Consider the following 23,110-nt stretch of genomic DNA (forward strand, 5'->3'; position numbering starts at 1 on the left):
CGATATGGCACCGTGGGGACACATGTATGTCAATCCTGGTCTAACAGAGCCTTTTTAAATCCCCGTCCCAGAACAATCATCGGGATATACTGCTGGGCAGACGAAAGGAGCGCCGACGATGCTTAATGGGTGCGCATATATATTGACGGTCGACGTGGGTAACACGTTCATTCGCTTTGGTCTGTTTGCCGAGGATTCGGCCGCGGCGCAGGAATGCCCGCTTGCGACGTGCGAGATCACGACGCCGTTGAGCATTACGGCCGACGAAGTGCGTATGCGTCTCACTCAAGTCATGGCCGCGCTGGCGGCCGATGCGGGCATGCCGGGCGCACTTGTGCCCACGGCTGCCGTGCTGAGCTGCGTGGTGCCGGCGCTCGAGCGCCCGTGGAAGACGGCGCTTTCCCGTACCTGCACGAGACGCGTACTCACCGTGGGGCCGGGCCTCAAGACCGGCATGCCCGTGCATTACGACGACCCGGCCGAGATCGGCCCCGACCGCATCGCCGACGCCGTGGCGGCACGCGCCGTCTACGGCTCTCCCTGCATCGTGATCGACTTGGGTACCACGACCAATATCGAGGTCATCGACGCGCGCGGCACCTTTGTGGGCGGCGTCATCGCGCCGGGTCTGGCGCTTGGCGCCCGCTCGCTTTCGGCTGCTGCGGCGCGCCTGCCGCAGGTCGAGCCCTCGGCACCCGCGCATGTGATCGGTCGCAACACGCGCGAGGCCATGCGTTCGGGCGTGGTTCTGGGCGAGGTGGCACGCATCGACGGCATGCTCGACATGGTGCTCGCCGAGATGCGCGCGACCAAGGCCGCGGGGGAGGGCGACGTTCCCATCGTCATTACCGGCGACGACGCTGAGGCACTCGCGGCGTTGGTCGGCCACAGCCTGACGGTCGACGACGCGCTGACGCTGCGGGGTCTCGCCGAGCTCTACCGCATCAACCAAAAGCCCCGCCGCGTGTAAAAGTGAGGGCGCCGGTGGGACAAACGCCTCCACCTTTCACCTGCTACAATGGGTCAAACTATTGCGATTACGGAGGTGTCTGCCATGTCGGACGATCTTCATCAAACTTCGTCAGGCAAGCGCCTGGACGTCATTAGCTGGGACGAGTTCTTTATGAGCGTGGCCATCGCCGCGCAGCGCCGCAGCAAGGACCCCAACACGCAGGTGGGTGCGTGCATCGCCAGCACCAACCACCGCATCCTTTCGGTGGGCTACAACGGTACACCCTCGGCGCTCAACGACGACTTTTTCCCGTGGGGTACGAGCGACGACCCGCTGCAGGACAAGCACAACTACGTGGTCCATGCCGAGGCAAACGCCGTGCTCAACTACCGTGGCTCGCTCAAGGACCTCGAGGGTTCCACGGTCTACGTCACGCTGTTCCCGTGCCACGACTGCGCCAAGATTTTGGCGCAGGTGGGCGTGGGCGAGGTTGTCTACCTGGACAACAAGTACGCCGACACCGATGATGGACGCATCAGCCGCCGCATCCTCGATTCCTGTGGCATCAGCTACCGCCAGGTTATCGTCGATGTTCACATCGGCACCGAGGGGCAGGCTCAGCAGTAGCGCGTGGCAACGCCAGCTGGCAACAAAAGGCAGCTAAAAGAGCCCCGTCCCAAATTGACTGCTCGTGAAAGTCGTGTCCGCGCGCATGGATGGCTCGTGAGCGGGTACATGGCTGTAGTAACATAGCCCCTGTCCGCGGGCGTGCCCGCGTTATTGTGAGAAAGGAGCCCCTGTGGCTGTTAACGAAGAGCTGCTTAAGAAGGTTCTTGAAGAGATTCGCCCCAACCTGCAGGCTGACGGCGGCGATATGGAGTATGTGGGCGTCGACGACGAGGGCGTCGTCCAGCTTGAGCTTCAGGGTGCCTGCGCCGGCTGCCCTATAAGCGCACTGACCCTGTCCATGGGTATCGAGCGTATCCTCAAGGAGCATGTGCCCGGCGTTACCCGTGTCGAGCAGGTCAATGCCTCCGGCGAGACCGACGACCTGTACGACGAGTACGCGCCGTTCTAAGATGCGAAAGCTGCGGACGGCATACTCCGCATAGACGTTACGCCCAAATATGCGGCTGCGAGCGCAAGGCCCGCGGCCGCATTTGTATGTAGGGAGTAGGAGGGTCGACATGCTCAACGACTTCTACCATATGCTTGATCCCGTCGCGATTTCGGCGGGGCCCATCACCATCTACTGGTACGGCTTGGCCTATGTGGTCGGAGCTCTGCTCACGGCGGTCGTCATGTATCGCACGCAGCGCCGCTGGGGTTTCGACATTACGGTCGACGACCTGACGAGCGTCGTGGTCGGTGTGGTCTTTGGCCTTATCATTGGCGCCCGCCTGTTCTACGTCATTTTCTACGGCGACGGCTACTACTGGGCGCACCCGCTCGAGATCTTTGCCACCAATGAGGGCGGCATGAGCTTCCATGGCGGCTTGGTGGGCGGCATCTTGGGCGGCATCATCGTATGCCGCATGTATAAGCTCGACGCATGGACTTTGGCAGACCTTGCCGTCATTGGCGCGCCGCTGGCCTTGTGCCTGGGCCGTTGTGCCAATTTTGTCAACGGTGAGCTGTGGGGCAAGCCGACCGATCTGCCCTGGGGTGTGGTCTTTGGCGGCACCGCAGGCGATACGCCGCGTCACCCCTCCCAGCTCTACGAGGCATTTCTTGAGGGCATTGTGCTCTTTTGCATTTTGCAGGTGCTCAGCCGCAAAAAGCCGCTGCTACCCCAAGGCACGTTTATGGGCGTCTTTGTGATGGGCTACGGCATCGTTCGCTTCCTCGTCGAGTTCGTGCGCGTGCCCGATGCGCAGCTGGGCTATCTGCTGGGCGGCGTCATCACCATGGGTCAGCTGCTGAGTCTTCCGCTCGTAATCGCGGGCCTGGCGCTCATCATCTTTGCTCGTCGCCGCAACCAGCCCCAGCGCGTCTACCTGGACGCCTAACCACCAAAACCACCACAAAGGGGACAGGCGCCTTTGTGGTGGTTTGCTGGGCAACGATGACAGAACCGTAACGTTTCCCCAGATAAAACCTGCCAAAATAAACCTGTCCCTTTTTGGCAGGTTTCTAGAAAGGCTTTCGGACTGTGAAGGATTCCGATCTCTCCACAACGGCTGCGCGCGACGCTGCCCGCATCGTCTGGTTTAAGCGCTACCCCGCCAAGCAGACGCTCATCGCATTTTTGCTCGCGCTGTTGGCGACCACGGCGTTTTCCATCGATCCCGCCCCGGTGTCGAGCAACGCAGTCTTGGCGATTGACCCCAAAGCCTCGGGCATGCTGTACGTGTGCTACGAGGTGCTCCTCTCGTTTGCCGGCCATACCGACGCGGTCATGCTGCTTGCGCTTGCCTGCCTGCTCACTCTGCCGTTTCGCTACGTGTTCTTTGGCCGTGGCGACACCTGGCGCCCATCGATCATTCTGCCGTCGCTGTTCTTCGCCATCTGCATGGTGTTCGGCCGCAGCTACGATCTCACCGACTCGGCCGAGATTGTCCTTGGCGACAAAGCTCGCATCATCTGCGCCTGGATTGGCGGCGCGGGCTGGATGCTCCTAGCGATCGTGGCTTTCTATCTGGCTTTTGAGTGCCTGGATTGGCTGAGCTCCCGACGCATCCCGTTTTCCGAGGCGCACTTTGGCCGCATATGGCGCGTTGCCCACGCTGGGCTCTCAAAGCATCCCTTTGCCAGGCCCTTCCTGGTGCTTATGATCGCCTGGGCACCCACGCTCATCGCTTCGCTACCCGGCCTTTTTATGGGAGATACGGGTGCGCAGATTCGCCAGTGGTTCAACTACCCCAACGGCACGAGTGACTACCTGCGTCTGCTCAATCCCAATGTGTTACTCAACGGACATCACCCCGTGGTGCACACGGCTATCATCGGTTCGTGCGTCCAGCTGGGGCTTTCACTGTTCAACAGCGCCAACGCAGGTCTTGCCATCTACACTTGCACTCAGTTCGTCATTACGGCTGCCTGCATGGCCTATTCCATTTCGTCGCTGCGCAAACTGGGCGTGAGCCTGCCGGTTCGCGGTGCGATCCTGCTGTTCTTTGCGTTTATGCCGATGTTCTCTAACTACGCGGCGCTGCTCACCAAAGACGTGCTGTTCGCCGACGCGTTTTTAGTGCTGTTGGTGCAGACCGTGAAGCTCGTGGCCTGCGGCTTGCCCCGTCGCGATGCCAATGCCGAGCGTGCGGGCGAACAGAGGCCCGTTCTCTTTGCGCGCCACGACTGGCTGCTGCTCGCTCTGGGCGCCATGGGTTCCACGTTTCTGCGCAACGGCGGCCTGGTGTTTCCCCTGGCGGCATGCGTAATCGCGGCGGCGTTTTGCGCATGGGACGCGCATGTGGCTCGTCGTGCAGCCAAGCAGACTGGTACTGCGCCTTTGGGCGCCATCCCGCGTTTCCGCTGGGTTGGTGTTCTCGCGGTGCTCGCGCTCTGCCTTGCCTCTAATATGTACTTCACCAAGGTCTTTATGCCGGCGCACGATATCACGCCTGGTTCCAAGCGCGAAATCCTCTCGATTCCGTTCCAGCAGACGGCTCGTTTCGTCCAAAAGCACGACGGCCTCAACTCGGGCGTCAACCCCACGGTTAAGGAGGACGGCACCATCGTGGAGGCTCCTTGCGACGGTTCGGTGACCGACGAAGAGCGTGCCGTGATCGACCGGGTGCTCAAGTACGAAAATCTGGGCCGCCGTTACAACCCGGATAAGTCGGACGCCGTCAAAAATTGCTTTAACGAGTACGCCTCGCAGGAGGACATCGATGCCTATTTTGAGGTCTGGGCGCAGATGTTCAAAAAGGATTCCGAGTGTTATATCTCGGCGCTCATCAATAACTATTACGGCTACTTTTATCCGAGTGCCCGCGATGCGTGGGTCTACAGCACGGCGCGCAGTGCCGTGATCATGGCGCGTCCCGACAACCTCAAGTACTTCGACTTCCATCCGGTTGACAGCAACGCGGTGCGCTGGTGTGACCACCTGATCAATCTGTACCGTGTGGCGGTGCAGCGCATCCCGTTTATTTCGCTCACCATGAGCTCGGCCACCTATGTGTGGATCATGATCGCCGTGGTGGTCTACCTGCTGCGTCGTCATTCATGGCGTGCGCTGGCGATCTGGGTGCCGCTGTTGGGGGTGCTCGCCGTGTGCCTGATTGGTCCGTGCAACGGCTCGACCTACATGCGCTACCTGTATCCGGTCATCGCCTGCATGCCCTTCGCCATCGGCGCCACCGTTACCCGCAGCGACTTCCTCTGGTCCTAACTTGGTGCATTGGGGTCAGGTTTCTTTACACCAAAGGGGGCATCGTCACGACGCCTTCATTTTGGGGTTTATCTCGCAGGCTAGTAGGTATATCATAACGACGTTTGTTTATATTGCCCGAGCATTTGCGCTGGGCTTTAGGTCGAAACCGATAGGAGACACGTATGTCCGGACACTCTAAGTGGGCCACAACCAAGCATCGTAAGGGCGCGCAGGACGCCAAGCGTTCCGCCCTCTTCTCCAAGCTCAGCCGCAACATCACCGTTGCTGCCCGTCTCGGCGGTGACCCGCTGCCCGAGAACAACGCCAGCCTCGCCGCTGCCGTTGCCAAGGCCAAGGCTCAGTCCATGCCTAAGGACAAGATCAAGTCCGCTATCGACAAGGCTTTTGGTTCGGGTGCTGACGCCGCCGTCTACGAGAACATCGTGTACGAGGGCTACGGTCCCGCGGGTGTCGCCGTCTACGTCGACTGCCTGACCGACAACCGCAACCGTACCGCCGCTGATGTCCGTTCCGCCTTCTCCCACGCTGGTGGCAACCTGGGCACCTCTGGCTCCGTCGCCTTCCAGTTTGAGCGCAAGGGCCAGATCGTCGTCGCCAAGGAGATCCTGGACGAGAACGCCAAGAAGGAGACCATGATCGCCAACGGTGCTGCCGGTGACGAGGATGAGTTCATGATGGCCATCGCCGAGGCCGGTGGCGAGGACTACGAGGACGCCGGCGAGGAGTGGATCGTCTGGACTACCGCCAACGAGGTCATGGCTGTCTCCAAGGCGCTCGAGGAGCAGGGCGTCCAGGTCAAGGGCTCCGAGACCACCATGGTCCCGACCACCCCGACCGAGGTCTCCGGCGCCGACGCCAAGAAGGTTCAGCGCCTCATCGACCGTCTTGAGGAGCTCGATGACGTCCAGGACGTCTACAGCACCATGGACATGACCGACGAGGTCATCGCTGCCCTCGAGGAGGAGTAGCGCCAGCACGGATTGAGCCGTGCATATCTGGGCATAATGAAGCGAGCATGCAAGCCTCGTGGAATAGATGAGCCGGATCCGCGTGCGTATAGCACCGGACCCGGCTCTTTTATAATGATGCGAACCGTTTTGCATTTCGAGAGCCGAGATTTGAAGGGAGCGCCGCGTGCGCGTACTCAAACGAGCCCTAGCGATCGTGTATCTTGCCGCCACCATCGTGGCGCTGGGTACGCTTTTCTGCCAGTTTTGGGGTCCGTATACGTATCGCTTTATGCTGCTGATGCGCGACCCCATGCCGCGCATCGTCGTGACGGCGTGTGCCGGCGTCGTGGCGTTTGGCGTACTGCTGAGCTTTTTCCGCCTGATGTTCGCCCGTCGCGAGCCGTCCTGCGTGCATCCGGCGGGGGAGCGCAATATCGAGGTTACCCTTGCGGCGCTTTCTTCGTGCGCCAGGGTTGCTGCCGAGCGCGACGACCGCGTGATGGTCGAGCATGTCGAGGCCCGCGTCCAAGGCCCCGACGATTCGCACGTCCGTTTTAAGGTCGAGGCTATCGCGCTTGACGATAAGGACGTGGCATCTCTGGCTACCGCGATGCAGCAGCGCATCGAAGAAGCCTGCGATACCATGCTCGGCGCGCCGGGTACGACCGCGCGCGTCCGTTTTTTGCCGTCCAAGACTACCGTCCAGACCGTGGAGGTTTCCGGTGAGTGATACCAATCAAGATAAGACCGCTCGTACGCCGCGTCTGACGATTGACCAGAGCGCCACGCCGGCGAGCGAACCTGTCGATTCCAAAGCAGAGACAACCGAGTTACAAGAAGCGGCAGCCGCGGATTTTGACGAGGCTGTGGGTCTCATCAAGGGTACGGGTGCTGCCATCTGGAGCTATGCTGTGCGTCATCCCAACACCACGCTCGGCGCCGTCGCCGGCTTTATCCTCGCCGTGTTGGTGCTCACGTTGGGCCTGTGGGACACGCTCGTCATTGCATTCTTCGTGCTGATCGGCGCTGTGATCGGCCAAATTCGCGACGGCGAGAACGGGATCGTCAACTTCTTCGGCCGTCTGTTTAGCGGCCGCTAATATGTATTCGACTGTCGCATCCGCGGCAGGCATAAGGAGGAACCATGGCTTTTAATACGAAGGTCGATGTAGCCGATACCGAGCTCGAGGAGAACGAGGCGGTCGTCGCCGAAGCTGAGGATGTGACGCTCGAGGACGAGGCTCTCGTCGAGGCCGAGTCCGATACGGATGAGGACGACGAGGAAGCGGACGAGTCCGAGGACTCGCTGACCTATTCCAACGGTGTGATCGAGAAGATCGTTGCCATGGCCACCCGCGAGGTTCCGCACGTTCTGGGCATGAAGGGTAACCTCATGCACTTTGTGCAGGAGCAGTTTGGTGCCGAGAATCTGACCAAGGGCGTGACGGTCGAGGTCACCGATGACAATCGCGTGGTCGTCAACATCTCCGTCATCATCGAGTACGGCGCCTATGCGCCCGCGATCTTCGACGATGTCAAGGCACGTGTCACCGAGCGCCTTGCCGCGATGACCGGCCTTGAGGTGGCGGGCGTCAACCTGCGCATCGAGGATGTCATCACTCCCGAGGAGTATGAGCGCCGCACCAGCCAGCACGAATAACCTTCCAAAAAGGGATAGGTTTGTTTTGGCAGGTTTTATCTGCGAAAACGTTAAACGGCCGACCGCGCAAGCAAAAGCGTGGCCGGCCGTTTTTATATGCTCCCGATGTAGTCATACCGCTCGTCTAACTAGGGGTTGCAATCGTCGCGTTCCGCGTTACTCTAATGGGCGCATTGCTTCCAAATTGTTAACGAGGGGTTGCCGTAATGGCCGACGAGCACGAAACAGAAAGCAAGGCATGGGCAATTGAGGTCGCTGCGGCAAAGGCGGCGTCGCGTGCTGCCGAGGAGGTGCATCGTCCTCCCGTAGTGCCGATGGAGCGCGTGGTCGATCGCGATGTTATCGAGCGAGGCGAGCGCGCTGGTCGCAAGCGCAGCCAGGAGCCGGGCTTTCCGCGCTTTTTTGCCGAGCTCAATTTGGGCCTGATCCTCACGGCCTTTGCCATCGTCGCGTTTAAAACCCCTAATCACTTTGCTTTTGGCGGCACCTCGGGCGTGTCGGTCATTCTGTCCACGCTGTTCCCGACCCTGCCCGTCGGCGTTTTTATGTGGATTATCAACGCGGTCCTGGTCGTTCTGGGCTTTATTTTTTTGGAGCGCAAGGCAATCCTGTGGAGTGTCTTTGCCTCGTTTGCGCTGTCCGCCTATGTTTCGCTGTTTGAGCTCTTTATTCCGACCGATGTCTCGATGACGGGCGATATGTGGCTTGACCTGTGCTTTGCCGTGATTCTGCCGGCGCTCGGCAGCGCTATCGTCTTTGATATTGGCGCCTCGACGGGCGGCACGGACATTCTCGCCATGATCCTCAAACGCCGCACGACGCTCGAGATTGGCCGCGCCCTGCTGTTGGTCGATATCGGCATCGTGACCATCGCGGCCTTCTTGTACGGTCCGCGCGTCGGTCTGTATTGCGTGCTTGGCCTGTTTGCCAAGACGCTTGTGGTCGACAAAGCCATTGAGAGCATTCACCTTCGTAAGGTCTGCACGGTCATTTGCTCCGAGCCCCTTAAGGTCGAGGAGTTTATCGTCAAGCATCTCAACCGTACGGCGACTATCAGCCGCGGCTACGGTGCTTTCTCGGGCAAGTGCGTGACGGTGATTATGAGCGTGCTGAGTCGTCGCGAGGCCGTGCAACTGCGTCGCTACGCGCGCGAGATCGATCCGGGTGCCTTTATCACGATTGTTGACAGCTCCGAGATCGTCGGCAAGGGTTTTCGCGGAACGAACTAACGCGGACGCACTCATCAAACAATCGAAAAGTGCCCCGCGCGTTGCAAATACGTCATCTAAGAGTATTTGTCCCCACATTGGGTGATAATGATGCCAGAGACATCGTTCGCGATCCAGGTGATTCGCTCTAGATACGAAGGGATGATTTCGATGTTCTGTTCGCAGTGTGGCGCCCCTATGGGTGATAACGACAAGTTCTGCGGCGTGTGTGGTGCCCCCAATACCGGCGCTGCAGCCTCCGCCCCTCAGGGTCAGCCTCAGCAGTTTGCCCCTCAACCTGTCATGAACGTGTCCAAGGGCTGCACGGCTCAGGCGTTTGAGGATATGACCAAGACTCCGGGCGTGCTGCAGCGCGTATGCCAGATTGCCTTTTTGCCGGCGCTTATCTGTGTCGTGTCGGTGCTCGTGCTGTTCATTCCCGTTATCGGCGGTATTGCGGCTGCTATCGGCTTTTTGGCGGCCTGTGTGGCAAGCGCGTGCGGTTCGGGCTTTGGCATCGAATGGGGTCGCGACCTGTCGCTTAAGATCGATGACGGCATGGATCGTCCGCTGATGCGCTCCACGTCGTTTGGCCTTGGCGTCTTTTCGGGCGTTATTTCGAGCGTGCTCAAGGTTATCGCGGCTATTCCCGTTATTGGTGTAGCGCTTTCGCTGGTGGAGAGCGTGGTAATTGGTGCCGCGGGTGCGTACTCTTATTACGGCTCTTATGCGCTTGAGGCCGCGCTGTTTGGCTCGCTGGGCCTGTTTGTTCTGGCTATGATTGCCACGGCGGTCCTGGGTGTCTTCTTTACTATGTTCGCCGACATCGCCGTGATGCACTTTGCGGTGACCGGTCGCGTCGAGAGCGCGTTTTCGCTCGATAAGGTCTGGGCGGCCTTTAAGAACAATAAGACCAAGCTGTTCTGCGCATCGTTCCTTCCCGAGTTTTTGACGGGTCTGGTCGCCAACGTTGTCACATGGATCCTGACGCTCGTCTTTGGCACCATTGCCTCTGTCGGTATGTATAGCTACTACTACCGTCCTACGGCAATTGAGGCGCTTGTTACCGGCGGTGGCATTACGCTCGTATTGTTCTTGGTGCTGACGGCGTTTGTCACGGTATTCCTCACGGTCTTTGGCAGCATGCTCAAGCATCGTGCCGTTGGCTATTGGGTAGCGCGCTACGCAAGCGAGTGGGCCGACGAGGACAAGGACGACGTTCTGACTTTTGTGCTGCCGTTTGAGAAGAAGTCTGCTCCGGCTGGTTTTAGCGCCGACGCAGCGCCCGTATCCGATTCCGCTGCGGCGCCCGAGTCCGAGCCCGCGCCTGAGCCCGAGCCTGAGCCCGAGCCTGAGCCCGAGCCTGAGCCCGAGCCTGCGCCTGAGCCCGAGCCCATGCCGGAACCGGAGCCCGAGCCCATGCCGGAACCGGAACCGGAGCCCGAGCCCGAGCCCGAGCCTGCACCAAGCTCCGATGAGGACCCTCAGGACGAGTAGCCATGCCGTCTGCCATTTGGGGACGGGGTAGAAATGGTAGAAATAGCGCTTGACAAATGAGCGGGGGCGGACGTGTCGAAACGTCCGCCCCCGCTTTGCTTTAGCCAGGCTGTTATGGATGGGTGTGACGACTACTCGTCGTGTTTCTCCTCGCGGCGAGCGGCAGCGCGGGCTTCGTGGATGCCCTTGATTGCGGCATGGCGAGCCGTGCGGGCATCATGGATGGCGTCACGAGCCTCGGCGGTCGTCGCCTTGGCAGAGCGCAACTTGGCGGCCAGATCGGGGTTGGTTTCGGCGACCGCGGTAATCGCGGGGCCGTCGAGCTCCTCTTGCGTGGGCTCGGCCAAAAAGTCGATGGCATACTGGGCTGCCACCATGGAGCCCTTGGCTAGCACGCTCTCGTCAATCTTGTAAAAGCAGGAATGTTGGGCGTACGTGGCGCCAATCTTGGGGTTGCGCGTACCTACAAAGGCGAGCACGCCCGGCACGCGGCGCAGGTACTCCGAAAAATCCTCGCCCGAGAGCGTGCCACGGTAATGGCCTTGACCGGTGGGGCCCAGGCACTTGATTACGGCCTGACGGCAGCGCTCGCTCGAAGCTGCGTCGTTTTCGACCTTGTAGTTGGCGATGGTATAGTCGGTGAGCTCTGCCTCGGCGCCCAAGGCGGCCGCAGTATGCTCAACGATGCGGCGCATAAGCTCCGGCATTTCCTCGTGGGTCGAATCGCCGTAGGTGCGCACCGTGCCGGCGAGGTAGGCCGTGCCGGCGATAACGTTGCGCGCGGTGCCGCCATGCAGCTCGCCGACGGTGATGACGGCCGGCTCGTAGGGGCTGATCTCGCGCGAAACGATGGTCTGCAGGGCATTGACGATCTCGGCGGCCACCATGACGGCGTCGTGGCCGCGCTGGGGCATGGCGCCGTGGCACGAGGTGCCGCGAACATCGATGCGGAACCAGTCGGTATTGGCCATGCGCGGGCCGGGCTCGCAGCTTACGGTGCCGGCGTCGACCTCGCTCCAGATGTGCGCGGCGTAGGCACCATCGACGCCGTCGAGCACGCCCGTGCCGATCATGAGTTTCGCGCCCTGGCCGTTTTCCTCGCTGGGCTGGAAGACGATGCGGACCTCGCCGTGGATGTCGTCGGTCATATGGCGCAGGATCTGCAGCGTGCCGAGCATCATGGCGATATGGCAGTCGTGGCCGCAGGCGTGCATGCAGCCCTCGTTGACGCTGGCGAAATCCTCGCCGGTCTGCTCGGTGACGGGCAGGGCGTCGATATCCGCACGCAGCAGGATGCGGCGGCGCGGCGTGCCGTCCTCGCGGTAGGCGTCGGGCGCGGTGCCGCGAAGGGTCGCCACCAGACCCGTCTTAAGGGGGCGCTCGTAGGGGATATTCATGGCGTCGAGCTGGTTGGCGATGTCGGAGGTCGTGCGCTCCTCGGCGAGGCTCAGCTCCGGGTGCTTATGGAAGTGCCGGCGCTGCTTGATGATATAGGGCTCAAACTCGGCGGCGATATCTCGGATGGCCGCGGTGACGTCGTCTGCCGCGCGAACCTCGGTTGCCGCCATAATCTGCTGTGCCTTGGTCTTCGTCATGGTCGATTTGCTCCTTGCTGGGTTGATCGCAAAATCGTACAGGCTCTCTCCAGTATGCCACCTGCCGCTAGGGCTGGTAAAGTTGCCGTTTGCCGCTTGGGGTTTTGTTACAAGGGCGGGGGAGTACACTCGGGGGTGTTGAATTTCCTGCCAGAGATGGGGATGCCCATGCAACATATCGATCGGATTATCCGCTCCAAGAACGTCTTTACCGCGCAAGACGGCATCGATACCGCCCGCGAGCTGGCGATTGCCATCGCAGGCGACCGTATCGTCGCAGTCGGTGCGCCCGATGACGTGATTGCCGCCGCGCCTGCCGCCACGCCGGTTATCGACTACGGCGAGCAGTTTGTCTGCCCCGGTTTCCACGATGCGCACCTGCATTTCTTCCATACTTCGGTTGGCTCCTCGCCGTACATGCTCATGGATATGGGCACGTCCGAGGCTGCGCTGGTGCAGCACGCGCTCGAGTTTTCCCAGGACCTGCCCGATGACGCTTGGGTTGTGACGCAGGGCTGGCGCGACTACCGTTGGGACCCGCCCGAGCATCCTACCAAGGCGTCGCTCGATGCGGCATTCCCCGATCGTCCCTGCGTTATGTATTCGGGCGACGGGCACACGCTTTGGCTCAACAGCCGCGCACTCGAGGCGCTCGGCGTCACACGCGACAGCGAGCCGCCAGCGGGCGGCAGTTACGACAAGGATGCAAATGGCGAGCTCACGGGCATTGCTCACGAGGCAGCTGCCATGCAGCTGCTACCGCGCTGCCTTGAGTGGCTGGGCGAGGATCGCATCGCAAGCGCTTACGCCGATCAAATGAGGCGGATGGCCGAGCAGGGCATCACCTCGATATGCGATATGTCGCTCATGCCCATGCCGGGCTGCGACTTTATCCGCGACGATGTCTACGACAAACTGCAGGCAGCCGGCAAGCTGGGCATCCGCGCCCATTTGTTTCCCACGCTGCTGGATGACCAATCGCGCTTGGAAGAGCTACAGGCCCGCTACGCGAACAACGCGCTGCTCTCGGCGCCAGGCTTTAAGCAGTTCTTCGACGGCGTGTCGAGCGAGCATACCGCATACCTCACTGAGCCCTATACCAACCCGCGCTTCCCGGGCGACCAGGGCCGTCTGACGGTCCCCGTCGAGCGCATGCGCAAGTTGGTTCTGGCGGCAGCCGAGCGTGGCCACACCGTGCGCATCCACGTTATCGGCGACGGTGCCATCCATGCTGCGCTCGATATCTTTGAGGAGGCGGCAGAGCTGTACGGCCTGCCCCAGCACGGTCATAACACGCTCGAGCATCTGGAGAATCTCCTGCCCCAGGACATCGATCGCCTGCGCAAGCTCAACGTGGTCGCCTCGAGCCAGCCCTGCCACATCACGCTCGATCCGGGTGGCCCAGAGCGCGACCTTGGCCTGGAGCGAAGCCGAATCATGTGGCCGTTCGCAACCTATAAGCAGCGCGGCATCCGCCAAGCCTTTGGTACTGACAGCCCTATCACGCCCGTTACCAGCATGAACGTGCTCTACACGGCCATCACGCGCCAGGACCCCAAAAGCCACTGGCCCGAGGGCGGCTGGTTGCCGAGCGAGCGCATCGATGCGGCAACGGCTCTGCGCAACTACACCCTGGGCAGCGCCTATGCAGCGGGCGACGAGCAAAACCTCGGCAGCCTGGAACCCGGCAAATACGCCGACCTGGTAGTCCTGGACCAAAACCCACTCACCATCGACCCCCAAGAACTCCAAGCCACCAAAGTCCAAGCCACCTACCTAGCCGGCAACCTGATCTACGGGCGCTAAGTATTCATGTCTTACCGTTAAACGCGGCTCGGGCAGCTTATTTTGGGATGGCGCTCGAGCCACGTTTGCGTTTCGGTGGGGATCCGCCATGAGCGTCCCTGCTCTGTTGGATTTGGGCGCGGGGTTGAGGTGCTACTGCTCCGTGCGTTCAATTTGGACATCAGCAGTGAAACCTCATGGTGTTTTGCATACTTCCAGTTGCAGATTGCATAAAAAAGCTGAGATGTTCTTTCCGGCCCTGATGTACCCCCGCCTGGGCCGTGCAAAAAACGGAGTATTCAGCACCGCGAGCTCTGCCGGTGCCGCTGCGGCTGAGTAACGTTACGGAGATTGACGTCATTTTGGGCTCCGGTACGGCGCGAAGTACGCCCATTTGTCCCAACGGGGTCTGCCCACCGACCAAAACCGCCCGCTGAAGGCGTTCTAGGGACCAATAAGGTATGTCCGGCGCGTATGCAGCCACCCTGGCCTGCTGAATACTCCCAAAAATGCACGGTGCTCCCCAGGGGACCCGTGCGCGCAGCGAAAACCATGCCCACGTTCCTAGCCGCATCGCCATTTTGCTGCACTGACTTTTCTGAATGCCGGGACCGAATTAGTTAACCTGCCTCCCGTGTGGCTCCGGAGGGGCGGGGCATAAGGTTTATCGTGAGTTCCGCACGAGCCGAAGGCCACTTAATGTGGCCTTCGTGCGAGCAGGACTGCCCGAGCAGGAAACCTTATGCCCCGCCCCTCCGGAGCCACACGGGAGGCATCGCTAAGTTATCCCCCGGCATTCAGAAAATCTAAGTGCCAAAAAATAAGATTTTTTGACTCCGTGTTGTATAACCCGCCATTCGTGGGTACCATTCAACGCGTACGCAAACAAAAAGGGTTAATTCGCGTGGTATAACCGCGCGGCCCAAAAAGGAGGAGACAAGCATGTCGTCTTTGAAGCCGCTTGCAGATCGTGTTCTGGTCAAGCCCGACGAGGCCGAGCAGAAGACCGCTTCTGGTCTGTACATCGCCAGCAACGCCCAGGAGAAGCCGCAGCGCGGCACCATCGTTGCCGTGGGCGCTGGCAAGGTCAACGACAAGGGTGAGCGTATCCCCATGGACGTTCAGGTTGGCGACGTTGTCATCTACGGTAAGTTCGGTGGCAACGAGGTCAAGGTCGACGGCGAGAAGTATCTGCTGATGCGCGCCGACGACATCTACGCTGTCGTCGAGGCCTAGTCTCGTCAGAATCGTCTGATTCGTCTTTGAACGCGCTCGCCGCATAGGACTCGGAAGCGACGACGCGAGTCACATTTCTTTTGGAGGATTACCTACCATGGCAAAGAACATTACGTTCAACACCGATGCCCGCGCTAAGCTCGCTAAGGGCGTCAACACTCTGGCCGATGCCGTTACCGTCACCATGGGCCCCAAGGGCCGCTACGTCGCTCTGCAGCGTTCGTTTGGCGCCCCGACCATCACCAACGACGGCGTTTCCGTCGCTAAGGAGATTGAGCTCGAGGACAACATCGAGAACATGGGCGCCCAGCTGGTGAAGGAGGTCGCCACCAAGACCAACGACACCGTGGGTGACGGCACCACCACCGCAACCCTGCTTGCCCAGGCCATCGTCAACGACGGTCTGCGCAATGTCGCCGCTGGCGCCAACCCGCTGGCGATTCGTCGCGGCATCGACAAGGCTGTTAACGCCGCCGTCGCCGAGATGAAGAAGCAGGCTAAGCCGGTCGAGACCAAGGAGCAGATCGCTTCCGTCGGTACCATCTCTGCCGGTGACCCCGAGGTCGGCGAGAAGATCGCCGAGGCTATGGAGGTCGTGGGCAAGGACGGCGTTATCACCGTCGAGGATTCCCAGACGTTCGACATTACCATCGACACGGTCGAGGGCATGCAGTTCGACAAGGGCTATGTCTCCGCTTACTTCGTCACGGACAACGACCGCATGGAGGCCGTGATGAAGGATCCGTACATCCTCATCACCGATCAGAAGATCTCCAGCGTCCAGGACATCATGCCCGTTCTCGAGGCTGTCCAGCGCGCCGGCCGCGGCCTGCTCATCATCGCCGAGGACATCGACGGCGAGGCTCTGCCCACCCTGGTCCTCAACAAGATCCGTGGCGCCCTTAACGTCTGCGCCGTCAAGGCCCCGGGCTACGGCGATCGCCGCAAGCGCATGCTCGAGGATATCGCTGTCCTCACCGGTGGCCAGGCCGCTCTGGACGAGCTGGGCGTGAAGGTCGCTGACATCACCGCCGATATGCTCGGTACCGCCAAGTCCGTCACCATCTCCAAGGACAACACCGTCGTCGTCGGCGGCGCTGGCTCCAAGGAGGCCATCGACGCCCGCATCGCTCAGATCAAGGGCGAGATTGAGAACACCACCTCTGACTTCGACCGTGAGAAGCTCCAGGAGCGCCTGGCAAAGCTCTCCGGTGGCGTTGCCGTCATCAAGGTTGGCGCTGCTACCGAGTCCGAGCTCAAGGAGATCAAGCACCGCGTCGAGGACGCCCTGCAGGCTACCCGCGCTGCTGTCGAGGAGGGTATCGTCGCCGGTGGCGGCGTCGCCTTTATGGACGCTGTTCCTGCGCTCGACGCCGTCGAGATTGACGACCCCGAGGAGAAGATCGGCGTCAACATCGTCAAGAAGGCTCTGACCGCCCCGGTCGCCACCATCGCCAAGAACGCTGGCTTTGAGGGCGCCGTCGTGGTTGACAAGGTTGCCGAGCTGCCCGCCGGCCAGGGCCTCAACTCCGCCAACGGCGAGTGGGGCGACATGATCGAGATGGGCGTCCTCGACCCCGTCAAGGTCAGCCGCGTCACCCTGCAGAACGCTGCTTCCGTCGCCAGCCTGATTCTCATCACCGAGGCCACCGTCTCCGATGTGCCCAAGAACACTCAGCTTGAGGATGCTATCGCTGCCGCTACCGCTGGTCAGCAGGGCGGCGGTATGTACTAAGGCCGACAAGGTCTAGAACTCCCACCGGGAATCCGCAGGGCGCGACGGGGTTTCTCCCCAGAACGTCCTCGGACATGCAAAGAGGCTCCGCATCGCGCTTCGCGCTGCGGAGCCTCTTTGCGGAATGTTCTGGGGAGAGGCCCCGTCACGCCGCGCGGCCGTTTTGTGCCACGGCCTTCCAGAAGGGGTATTTGATGATGACGGGTGTGTTGTCCCCGACGCCCAGCTCCAGGTACAGGATGCGGTTGCCGGAGTGCGCCTCGCAGAACGCGCGGTAGCGGGCGACCGCATCGTGCCATCCGCGGTCCTCGCAGAAAGAGCCGTCGATGCGCAGGTTGGGAACCATGGGCGCCCCGCAGCGCGGGCAGCGGGGAACGAGCTCGCTCGGCACCCGCTGGTCTTTCTGGCGGCCCGCCATCTCGCGGACCTGCCGCTCGTTGTCGTACGTCTCGCCGGAGCAGTTGCGGCTGCATTGGAACAGGCCGTAGTCCCCCTGCGTGTAGAACAGCCGTGCCTTGTCGAACCCCGCCAGCTGGAACTGGTGGTCGACGTTGGTGGTGAGGAGGAAGTAGTCCCGCCCTTCGAGGATGCGCTGGAGGTCGAGGTAGGGCTTACCGACCCCCGCCTCGTAGCGATTGAGCAGGATGGCTCCTCCTTGGGTGCATCTAAGGAGGAGCCCCTCAGAAGCGCCCCAAGGGGCGCTTTTTGTGTATATAAAGGCAAAAGGGATATTCAATGAAAACCCTGGCTGATCTGTGGTCCTCGTTTATTTCGGCTGGCCATATTACAGATTCTCGCTGACCTTGCGCAGCAAAGGCAAAACGCTCCGTAGTCGTTGCGTCGTATCTACAACGATTTGATAATCGTTGTACAATCGTTGCAACGATTTAGGGATAGGAGCGGCTATGCAGAGAGAAACTGATGACCTGGAATACAAACCCGAAATCAACAGGGGCTTTTTGAAGACGGTGAGCGCGTTCGCCAATTTCAACGGCGGTCGCATAGTGTTCGGTGTTGACGACGATGGCGCTGTGGTGGGACTCGATAACCCTAAGCAGGCATGCCTAGACATCGAGAACAGGATCAACGACACGATTTCGCCGCGTCCGTCGTTTCTTCTTGAGATAGGAGAAAATGGAAGAACGGTCGAGCTTTCGGTAGAGGAGGGGCTTGATAAACCCTATTTGAGCGGCGGTAAGGCCTACAGAAGGTCGGACTCCGCAACGGTTGAGGTGGACGGCGTGGAGCTGAAACGTCTCATACTGGAAGGGCAGAACCTCAGCTTCGATGCGCTGCCCGCCCGTTCTGGCGACCTTGAATTCACCGTTTTGGGAAAGAGGCTGTCAAGTGCTTTGGGCGTCAATGCCCTGACGAACGACGTCATGAGGACACTCGGCCTGCTCGACGGAGACGCGTTTACCAATGCTGCGGCGTTGCTCGCCGACGAGAATGCGTTCTCAGGAATTGACATGGCTAAGTTCGGGGCGGACCACGATACTATTCTTGATAGGGAAACCGTAAAGGGCGTTTCTGTGATCGCTCAGTTCGACCGCGCGATAGCGTTTTTCGAAAGGTATTGCGAGTACGAGGCCATTGAGGGCGCAGACAGGGTGTCGGTGGAAAGGATTCCGAAAAAAGCCTTCCGCGAGGCCATTGCGAATGCCCTCGCGCATCGCACCTGGGATGTGGACGCATGCGTAAGGATCTCGCTTTCAGATGACGATGCGGAGATCGTCTCGCCGGGAGGGTTGGTTCCGGGAATGACGAAAGAAGCGTACCTCGAGGGTCGTTTCTCCCTGCTCAGGAACCCAGTGCTTGCCGAGAGCATGTTCCGCGCGGGGCTCATTGAGAAGTTTGGGACGGGCGTGCGCCGTATAAGGCGTGCGTACGAGGGCACCGGGTCTTCACCGAGTTTCGAGGTGGGCGACGGCTACATCTCCGTCAAACTCCCCTTCGTCGATAGACGATGCGCGCTGACGGACGAGGAACGGCTGGTGCTCGATGCCATTCCGGAGAACAGGCTCGTGTCGCGCTCGACCGTGTCGGAGGTGACCGGATACGAGAAGACGAAGACGGTGCGTCAGCTGAACTCCCTTGTGGGCAAGGGCTACCTAAGGCAAGAGGGGGAAGGCCGCGGAAGAAGATATGCTCGTGCAGATTAAGGCTTCAGGCTGCGAGTGGGAGCAAGTTCGTCCTTAAAAATGTTCCGACAATCATTTTTACGTCCCTATTTTGTGCCAAATAGATTTGCTCACCCAGCGGCTCGTCCCAAATGCCCGGCGAGGATGCGCGCAATCCATTCCGCGCCGTAATGGCTCCGATTGAAAAAGTCGGAGCCATTCCTTTATGCAGAGGGACCATCGCGCGTTGGACAAAACTACCACGAAGGGGACAGGCACCTTTGTGGTGGTATTTGTCCCGAGGCGAATCGACGCGGGGAACAAGCGGCAGTTTCTTGAATAGATATATGGACATGTTGGCGTTAACATTGGCTGTATGGGAATTGACTATCTAGTTTGTAGGGTATCCTTGCAGGTAAACGAGCGACCACTCACAGCAAAATATCGACCGTTCGCAGATTGAGTGGGTTAAAACAAAACGTTGTGCAAAAAACAACAGAGTGTCATTTATCTATATTTGCCAACAACGCTACCTGCGGTTTTCCAAAACTGAAAAATCGAATAACACTGCATAGTTTGAACAAATGTCAAGAAAAAGATACTGAGAAAAGAAATCGATAGAATCGGGCTTTTCGTTGTTTAAACAATGAGTAATAATATGTATATCTTGCGCGATCAATTATAGGTTGCGCGCTCTATACTAATTCGTGAAAGAGCGAGATCGCGGTCTCTTGGGGGAGGAGGCATCGATGACGGCAAATTCAGATAAATCTAAGCAGAACAATAAAGCGGCACATCGTGTGCTGGCAGGTGTTTTGTGCGGAGCTTCCGTTTTGAGCCTGGTGCTGTCGCTCGTTATGCCCCCGATCTCGCAGGCCATCGCCAACGACACCCAGACAGTTTCTGCTGAGGAAACTGTAATGGGGGGGGGGTTCCTCAAGTGACTCCGCTGCTGTAGGTAACACCAACGAGGATGCCGAAAACCAGAATAGCGCCGCCACCTCTGCGAGCGCGGCTACCACTGTGGGCAAGGGCATCTACAAGCCCACGTCTATCGGTATCGGTACGAATATCGATGTCTCCACCCCCGATCCCGGCGTGGCCACCTTCGTCGGCCGCGACATGTACATCGGTGGTAAGCCGAGCAACCCTAGCATTCTTGGTGCGGAAAACGCCCCCACCGGTTCATATGCCGTTGAGGCGGAGGGCCTTACCGTGGTCCGTGGCAAGCTTGCCATGAATCCACTCAAAGAGAGCTGGCCCTATAATGGGTCTGGCGCTGGTTTTCGCTTTGGCACCGTCGGTTTTGGTTCCCAGTTCCGTCCTGTCGTCGGCAGCACTGTGCTTGCGGTGGCCGGAATCAACAGTGAGATCACCAATATGAGTGTTGGTTACAACGGGGACTCGCCGAGTACGACTACCGTTGGCGCTTGGAACAAAGGCGCTTGGGTCGGACAGCAGAAATCTTCTGAGGGCGCGACTCCTTCCGGCTTTGCCTACACCGCGCAGATCGCAGGTCCCATCACATACTGGAAAGATAACGATCGACGCCAATCCGTGGTGACAACGCAGGGCAATTGGCACGAGGGCGAGACCCCTAAGGATAGCAATCTGTTCAATAAAAATGCTGGTTTGACTGATGTCAACGGTAAGAATTACACCAATTTCCTGGAGTCCGAAGTAAAGGCGAAGATATCCACGCCCCTTGCAAAGCTTGCTGCTACCGGGAGTTACACGGTCGATGTTGCCAAGACGGCGGACAACTACACCATTAAAAAGTACAACAACTCGGATAACAGACCCACGTACGGTCTCAAGTTCGATAACTCCACTAAGACTTTTACTCGCAAGACGAATTACACCGATGTAAACGGCAACAACGCTTCCGCCCAGGTGAAACTTGTCAACAACGAGAAGCTCATCACGTTTACCGGCAATGCGAACGAAAGCGGCAACGGTTCTCCGCTTCAAGTCTTTAACCTGAAGGCGTCGGATCTTACCAACTCCATTGGCGACACGACCTACCGTGGCGTGGACTTCAGCTTCGAGAACATACCCGAGGGCGCTTCCGTGGTCGTCAATATCGTCGATGAAAAGGGCCACTCTGCGACCCCGGTCGAGTTCAACACTGGTTGGCGTTTCTGGTGGAATGGTAAGGAAATCTCCCGCGGGTACGAGGAGGATGGCGACGGCAATACTCGGTCTCTGTACTCCACTGCCGCCCAGAGCATCATGTGGAATTTCGCAACGGCCAAGCAAGTCACCATCCGAGGCGGTATGGCCCTTGAGGGCAATAAAGAGCTTAATTCTAACGCAGACGGGAAGTGGACCGACGACGACCCGGCAGCCGCCATGTTGGGCAGCATAGTTGTTCCCAACGGCAGCTTCGAGGATCACGTGACCACCAACGGACGCGTTTATGTTGGCGAGGACTTCCAGATGTACAACCCCACGGTCGCGGGAAAATTCACTGAGGGTGACTCGGCTTCCGTCATCGATATGGACCAGGAGCGTCACAATTTCCCGTGGTCCGGGTCGTATACACCGGACGGTTCCTCCATTGCATGGAGCAAGGTGGATGCTGCGGACCGCACCACGCCGCTCGCAGGTTCTGAGTGGGCGATTTACGCGAGCGAGAATGATGCGAAGAACAAGCAGAACAGCATCGTCTCCATTGTGGATAACGGTATGAATGACTTCGATCCTACCGTTGGCACCATTCAGTTCAACTACCTGAACCAGAAGGCCAATATTGGCAACCCTGATAACAAAGACTACTTCACGTACTACATTCGCGAGACTAAGGCGCCGGAGGGCTACGAGCTTTCCAATGAGATCTATACCTCGAAGATGTTCCACACGGGCGATGAACTCAACCTTGTGGGCAACGTGGACACCAGCGGCAACGAGAATTCCAAGCCGCAGAGCGCCATCCCCAACGCCAAGATCACCGGTACGGTGTCTTGGACCAAGGTGGCGGAGGACGATTCCTCGAAAACGCCGTTGAAAGGTTCCGAGTGGAAGCTTGCGAAACTGGGTGCCGATGACTCGACCGAGGAGAAGTCCTGGACCGTGAGCGACCGGGTGAGCGACCAGTCGACTTCGAGCGATACCACGTGGGCAGACACCGACACCGCGCCTGGCAAGTTCACGCTCGAGGGCCTGCAGCCGGGCACGTACACGCTTGTTGAGACCCAGGCTCCGTTTGGTTACGAGAAGAACCCGAAGGATTACAAGTTCACGGTGTCCAGCACGGACGGCTCCATCACGTGGACCGAGGACAAAAAGCCGACTTTCGACGAGGGCGGCAACGCGTACATTTCCGATTCTCTCACCACCACGTCCGTGACGGTCCCGGTGACCAAATCTGTTCGCAATACGGATTGGCCGAAGGATTCCAGCGGTAAGTACGTTGCGTTCAAATTCAGCATCGCGGCTACAGGGGAAAATAAGGGTAACGCACCTAAGCCCGAACCGACGACTATTTCCGTTGTTCCCTCAGGCTCCACTAAGCTCAACGACGCCACGGCGACCTTTGGCGCCATGACGTTCAACAAGTCGCACCTGTCCGATACCCACGGTAAGGCGGGTGACTACGCCAAGACCTACACCTACACGGTGAAGGAGGTCGCGCCTACCTCCGATGCCATTGACAAACTCCGCTACTCCAAAGCTGAGTACCAGATTGCCGTCACGGTGAAGGCTGTCATGGGTGAGACCACTGGCAAGTACACTGGCCTCACCACCTCCACCACGGTCACGCAGGTGAAGGACGACATGGGCAACACCGTTAATAAGGTCATCGGCACCGTCGATGCGCCTAAGGACATTCCCGCCTCCACCTTCACCAACGTGAAAGTCCTCACGGACCTCCCGCTTACCGGCGCGGGTTGGACCGAGAACTCCATGCTCCTCGTGGGCGCCGGTCTCATGCTTCTGGGCGGCATCGCTGCGGGAGCGTATTGGTTTGCTACAAAGCGCCACCAGGACGATTCGTCCGATGGCGCCGGTAGATAGATGTTTTTAAATGTCG

At 59.5% G+C, this 23,110-nt stretch carries 19 protein-coding genes; 17 read left to right on the top strand and 2 right to left on the bottom strand.

Annotated features, from left to right (window positions below; genetic code table 11):
- The first annotated feature begins 118 nt into the window (after window positions 1–118).
- The 11 genes from DXC52_RS00675 (at window position 119) to DXC52_RS00725 (ending at window position 10,606) form a co-directional block, all read left to right on the top strand.
- Window positions 119–970: a type III pantothenate kinase gene (locus DXC52_RS00675; RefSeq protein ID WP_117745749.1), complete on the top strand. Its 852-nt coding sequence runs from the start codon at window positions 119–121 to the stop codon at window positions 968–970.
- An 84-nt stretch (window positions 971–1,054) separates the two neighbouring features.
- Entirely contained in the window at window positions 1,055–1,579 is a 525-nt protein-coding gene (locus tag DXC52_RS00680) for a dCMP deaminase family protein (RefSeq protein ID WP_099432128.1), read from the top strand.
- Between the two features lie 172 nt (window positions 1,580–1,751).
- Window positions 1,752–2,030, top strand: coding sequence for a NifU family protein (locus DXC52_RS00685; protein ID WP_117745750.1), 279 nt, complete (start codon window positions 1,752–1,754; stop codon window positions 2,028–2,030).
- A gap of 109 nt (window positions 2,031–2,139) precedes the next feature.
- Window positions 2,140–2,961, top strand: coding sequence for a prolipoprotein diacylglyceryl transferase (gene lgt, locus DXC52_RS00690; RefSeq protein WP_117745751.1), 822 nt, complete (start codon window positions 2,140–2,142; stop codon window positions 2,959–2,961).
- A 143-nt stretch (window positions 2,962–3,104) separates the two neighbouring features.
- Window positions 3,105–5,288 (top strand): DUF6020 family protein, encoded by a 2,184-nt coding sequence (locus DXC52_RS00695; RefSeq protein WP_233504698.1) that lies wholly within the window; start codon window positions 3,105–3,107, stop codon window positions 5,286–5,288.
- A 164-nt stretch (window positions 5,289–5,452) separates the two neighbouring features.
- Window positions 5,453–6,259, top strand: a complete 807-nt coding sequence (locus DXC52_RS00700; protein ID WP_006234926.1) for a YebC/PmpR family DNA-binding transcriptional regulator — start codon at window positions 5,453–5,455, stop codon at window positions 6,257–6,259.
- A gap of 166 nt (window positions 6,260–6,425) precedes the next feature.
- The gene (locus DXC52_RS10185; RefSeq protein WP_233504699.1) at window positions 6,426–6,971 is read left to right on the top strand and encodes an alkaline shock response membrane anchor protein AmaP; all 546 of its coding nucleotides are present in this window, start codon (window positions 6,426–6,428) and stop codon (window positions 6,969–6,971) included.
- Window positions 6,964–7,341, top strand: coding sequence for a DUF2273 domain-containing protein (locus DXC52_RS10190; RefSeq protein ID WP_233504701.1), 378 nt, complete (start codon window positions 6,964–6,966; stop codon window positions 7,339–7,341). The genes DXC52_RS10185 and DXC52_RS10190 overlap by 8 nt, the downstream gene beginning before the upstream one ends.
- Window positions 7,342–7,385: 44 nt before the next feature.
- The gene (locus DXC52_RS00715; protein ID WP_117745754.1) at window positions 7,386–7,901 is read left to right on the top strand and encodes an Asp23/Gls24 family envelope stress response protein; all 516 of its coding nucleotides are present in this window, start codon (window positions 7,386–7,388) and stop codon (window positions 7,899–7,901) included.
- A gap of 206 nt (window positions 7,902–8,107) precedes the next feature.
- Window positions 8,108–9,130 (top strand): YitT family protein, encoded by a 1,023-nt coding sequence (locus DXC52_RS00720; RefSeq protein WP_117745755.1) that lies wholly within the window; start codon window positions 8,108–8,110, stop codon window positions 9,128–9,130.
- A gap of 150 nt (window positions 9,131–9,280) precedes the next feature.
- Entirely contained in the window at window positions 9,281–10,606 is a 1,326-nt protein-coding gene (locus tag DXC52_RS00725) for a DUF4013 domain-containing protein (protein WP_255413385.1), read from the top strand.
- A 131-nt stretch (window positions 10,607–10,737) separates the two neighbouring features.
- Here the strand turns inward: DXC52_RS00725 and DXC52_RS00730 are convergent, their stop codons facing one another.
- Window positions 10,738–12,201 (bottom strand): M20 family metallopeptidase, encoded by a 1,464-nt coding sequence (locus DXC52_RS00730; protein WP_117745757.1) that lies wholly within the window; start codon window positions 12,199–12,201, stop codon window positions 10,738–10,740.
- 162 nt (window positions 12,202–12,363) lie between these two features.
- Here DXC52_RS00730 and DXC52_RS00735 point away from each other — a divergent pair, with 162 nt between their 5' ends.
- From DXC52_RS00735 to groL, 3 genes are all read left to right on the top strand, one after another.
- On the top strand, window positions 12,364–14,007 hold the full coding sequence (locus DXC52_RS00735) for an amidohydrolase (protein WP_233504703.1): 1,644 nt from the start codon (window positions 12,364–12,366) through the stop codon (window positions 14,005–14,007).
- A 921-nt stretch (window positions 14,008–14,928) separates the two neighbouring features.
- Window positions 14,929–15,222, top strand: coding sequence for a co-chaperone GroES (groES, locus tag DXC52_RS00740; RefSeq protein WP_040358989.1), 294 nt, complete (start codon window positions 14,929–14,931; stop codon window positions 15,220–15,222).
- A gap of 97 nt (window positions 15,223–15,319) precedes the next feature.
- Window positions 15,320–16,957, top strand: coding sequence for a chaperonin GroEL (groL, locus tag DXC52_RS00745; protein ID WP_117745758.1), 1,638 nt, complete (start codon window positions 15,320–15,322; stop codon window positions 16,955–16,957).
- Window positions 16,958–17,102: 145 nt separating this feature from the next.
- Here groL and DXC52_RS00750 read toward each other — a convergent pair whose 3' ends face one another.
- Window positions 17,103–17,693, bottom strand: a complete 591-nt coding sequence (locus tag DXC52_RS00750) for a hypothetical protein (protein WP_117745759.1) — start codon at window positions 17,691–17,693, stop codon at window positions 17,103–17,105.
- 169 nt (window positions 17,694–17,862) lie between these two features.
- Here DXC52_RS00750 and DXC52_RS00755 point away from each other — a divergent pair, with 169 nt between their 5' ends.
- From DXC52_RS00755 to DXC52_RS00765, 3 genes are all read left to right on the top strand, one after another.
- Window positions 17,863–19,119, top strand: coding sequence for an RNA-binding domain-containing protein (locus tag DXC52_RS00755; protein ID WP_117745760.1), 1,257 nt, complete (start codon window positions 17,863–17,865; stop codon window positions 19,117–19,119).
- Window positions 19,120–19,826: 707 nt separating this feature from the next.
- Entirely contained in the window at window positions 19,827–20,021 is a 195-nt protein-coding gene (locus tag DXC52_RS00760; protein WP_117745761.1) for a hypothetical protein, read from the top strand.
- A gap of 79 nt (window positions 20,022–20,100) precedes the next feature.
- Window positions 20,101–23,094, top strand: coding sequence for a SpaA isopeptide-forming pilin-related protein (locus DXC52_RS00765; protein WP_117745762.1), 2,994 nt, complete (start codon window positions 20,101–20,103; stop codon window positions 23,092–23,094).
- The last annotated feature ends 16 nt before the right edge of the window (window positions 23,095–23,110 follow it).

Source organism: Collinsella sp. TF05-9AC, from assembly GCF_003438495.1.
Lineage (GTDB): Bacteria > Actinomycetota > Coriobacteriia > Coriobacteriales > Coriobacteriaceae > Collinsella.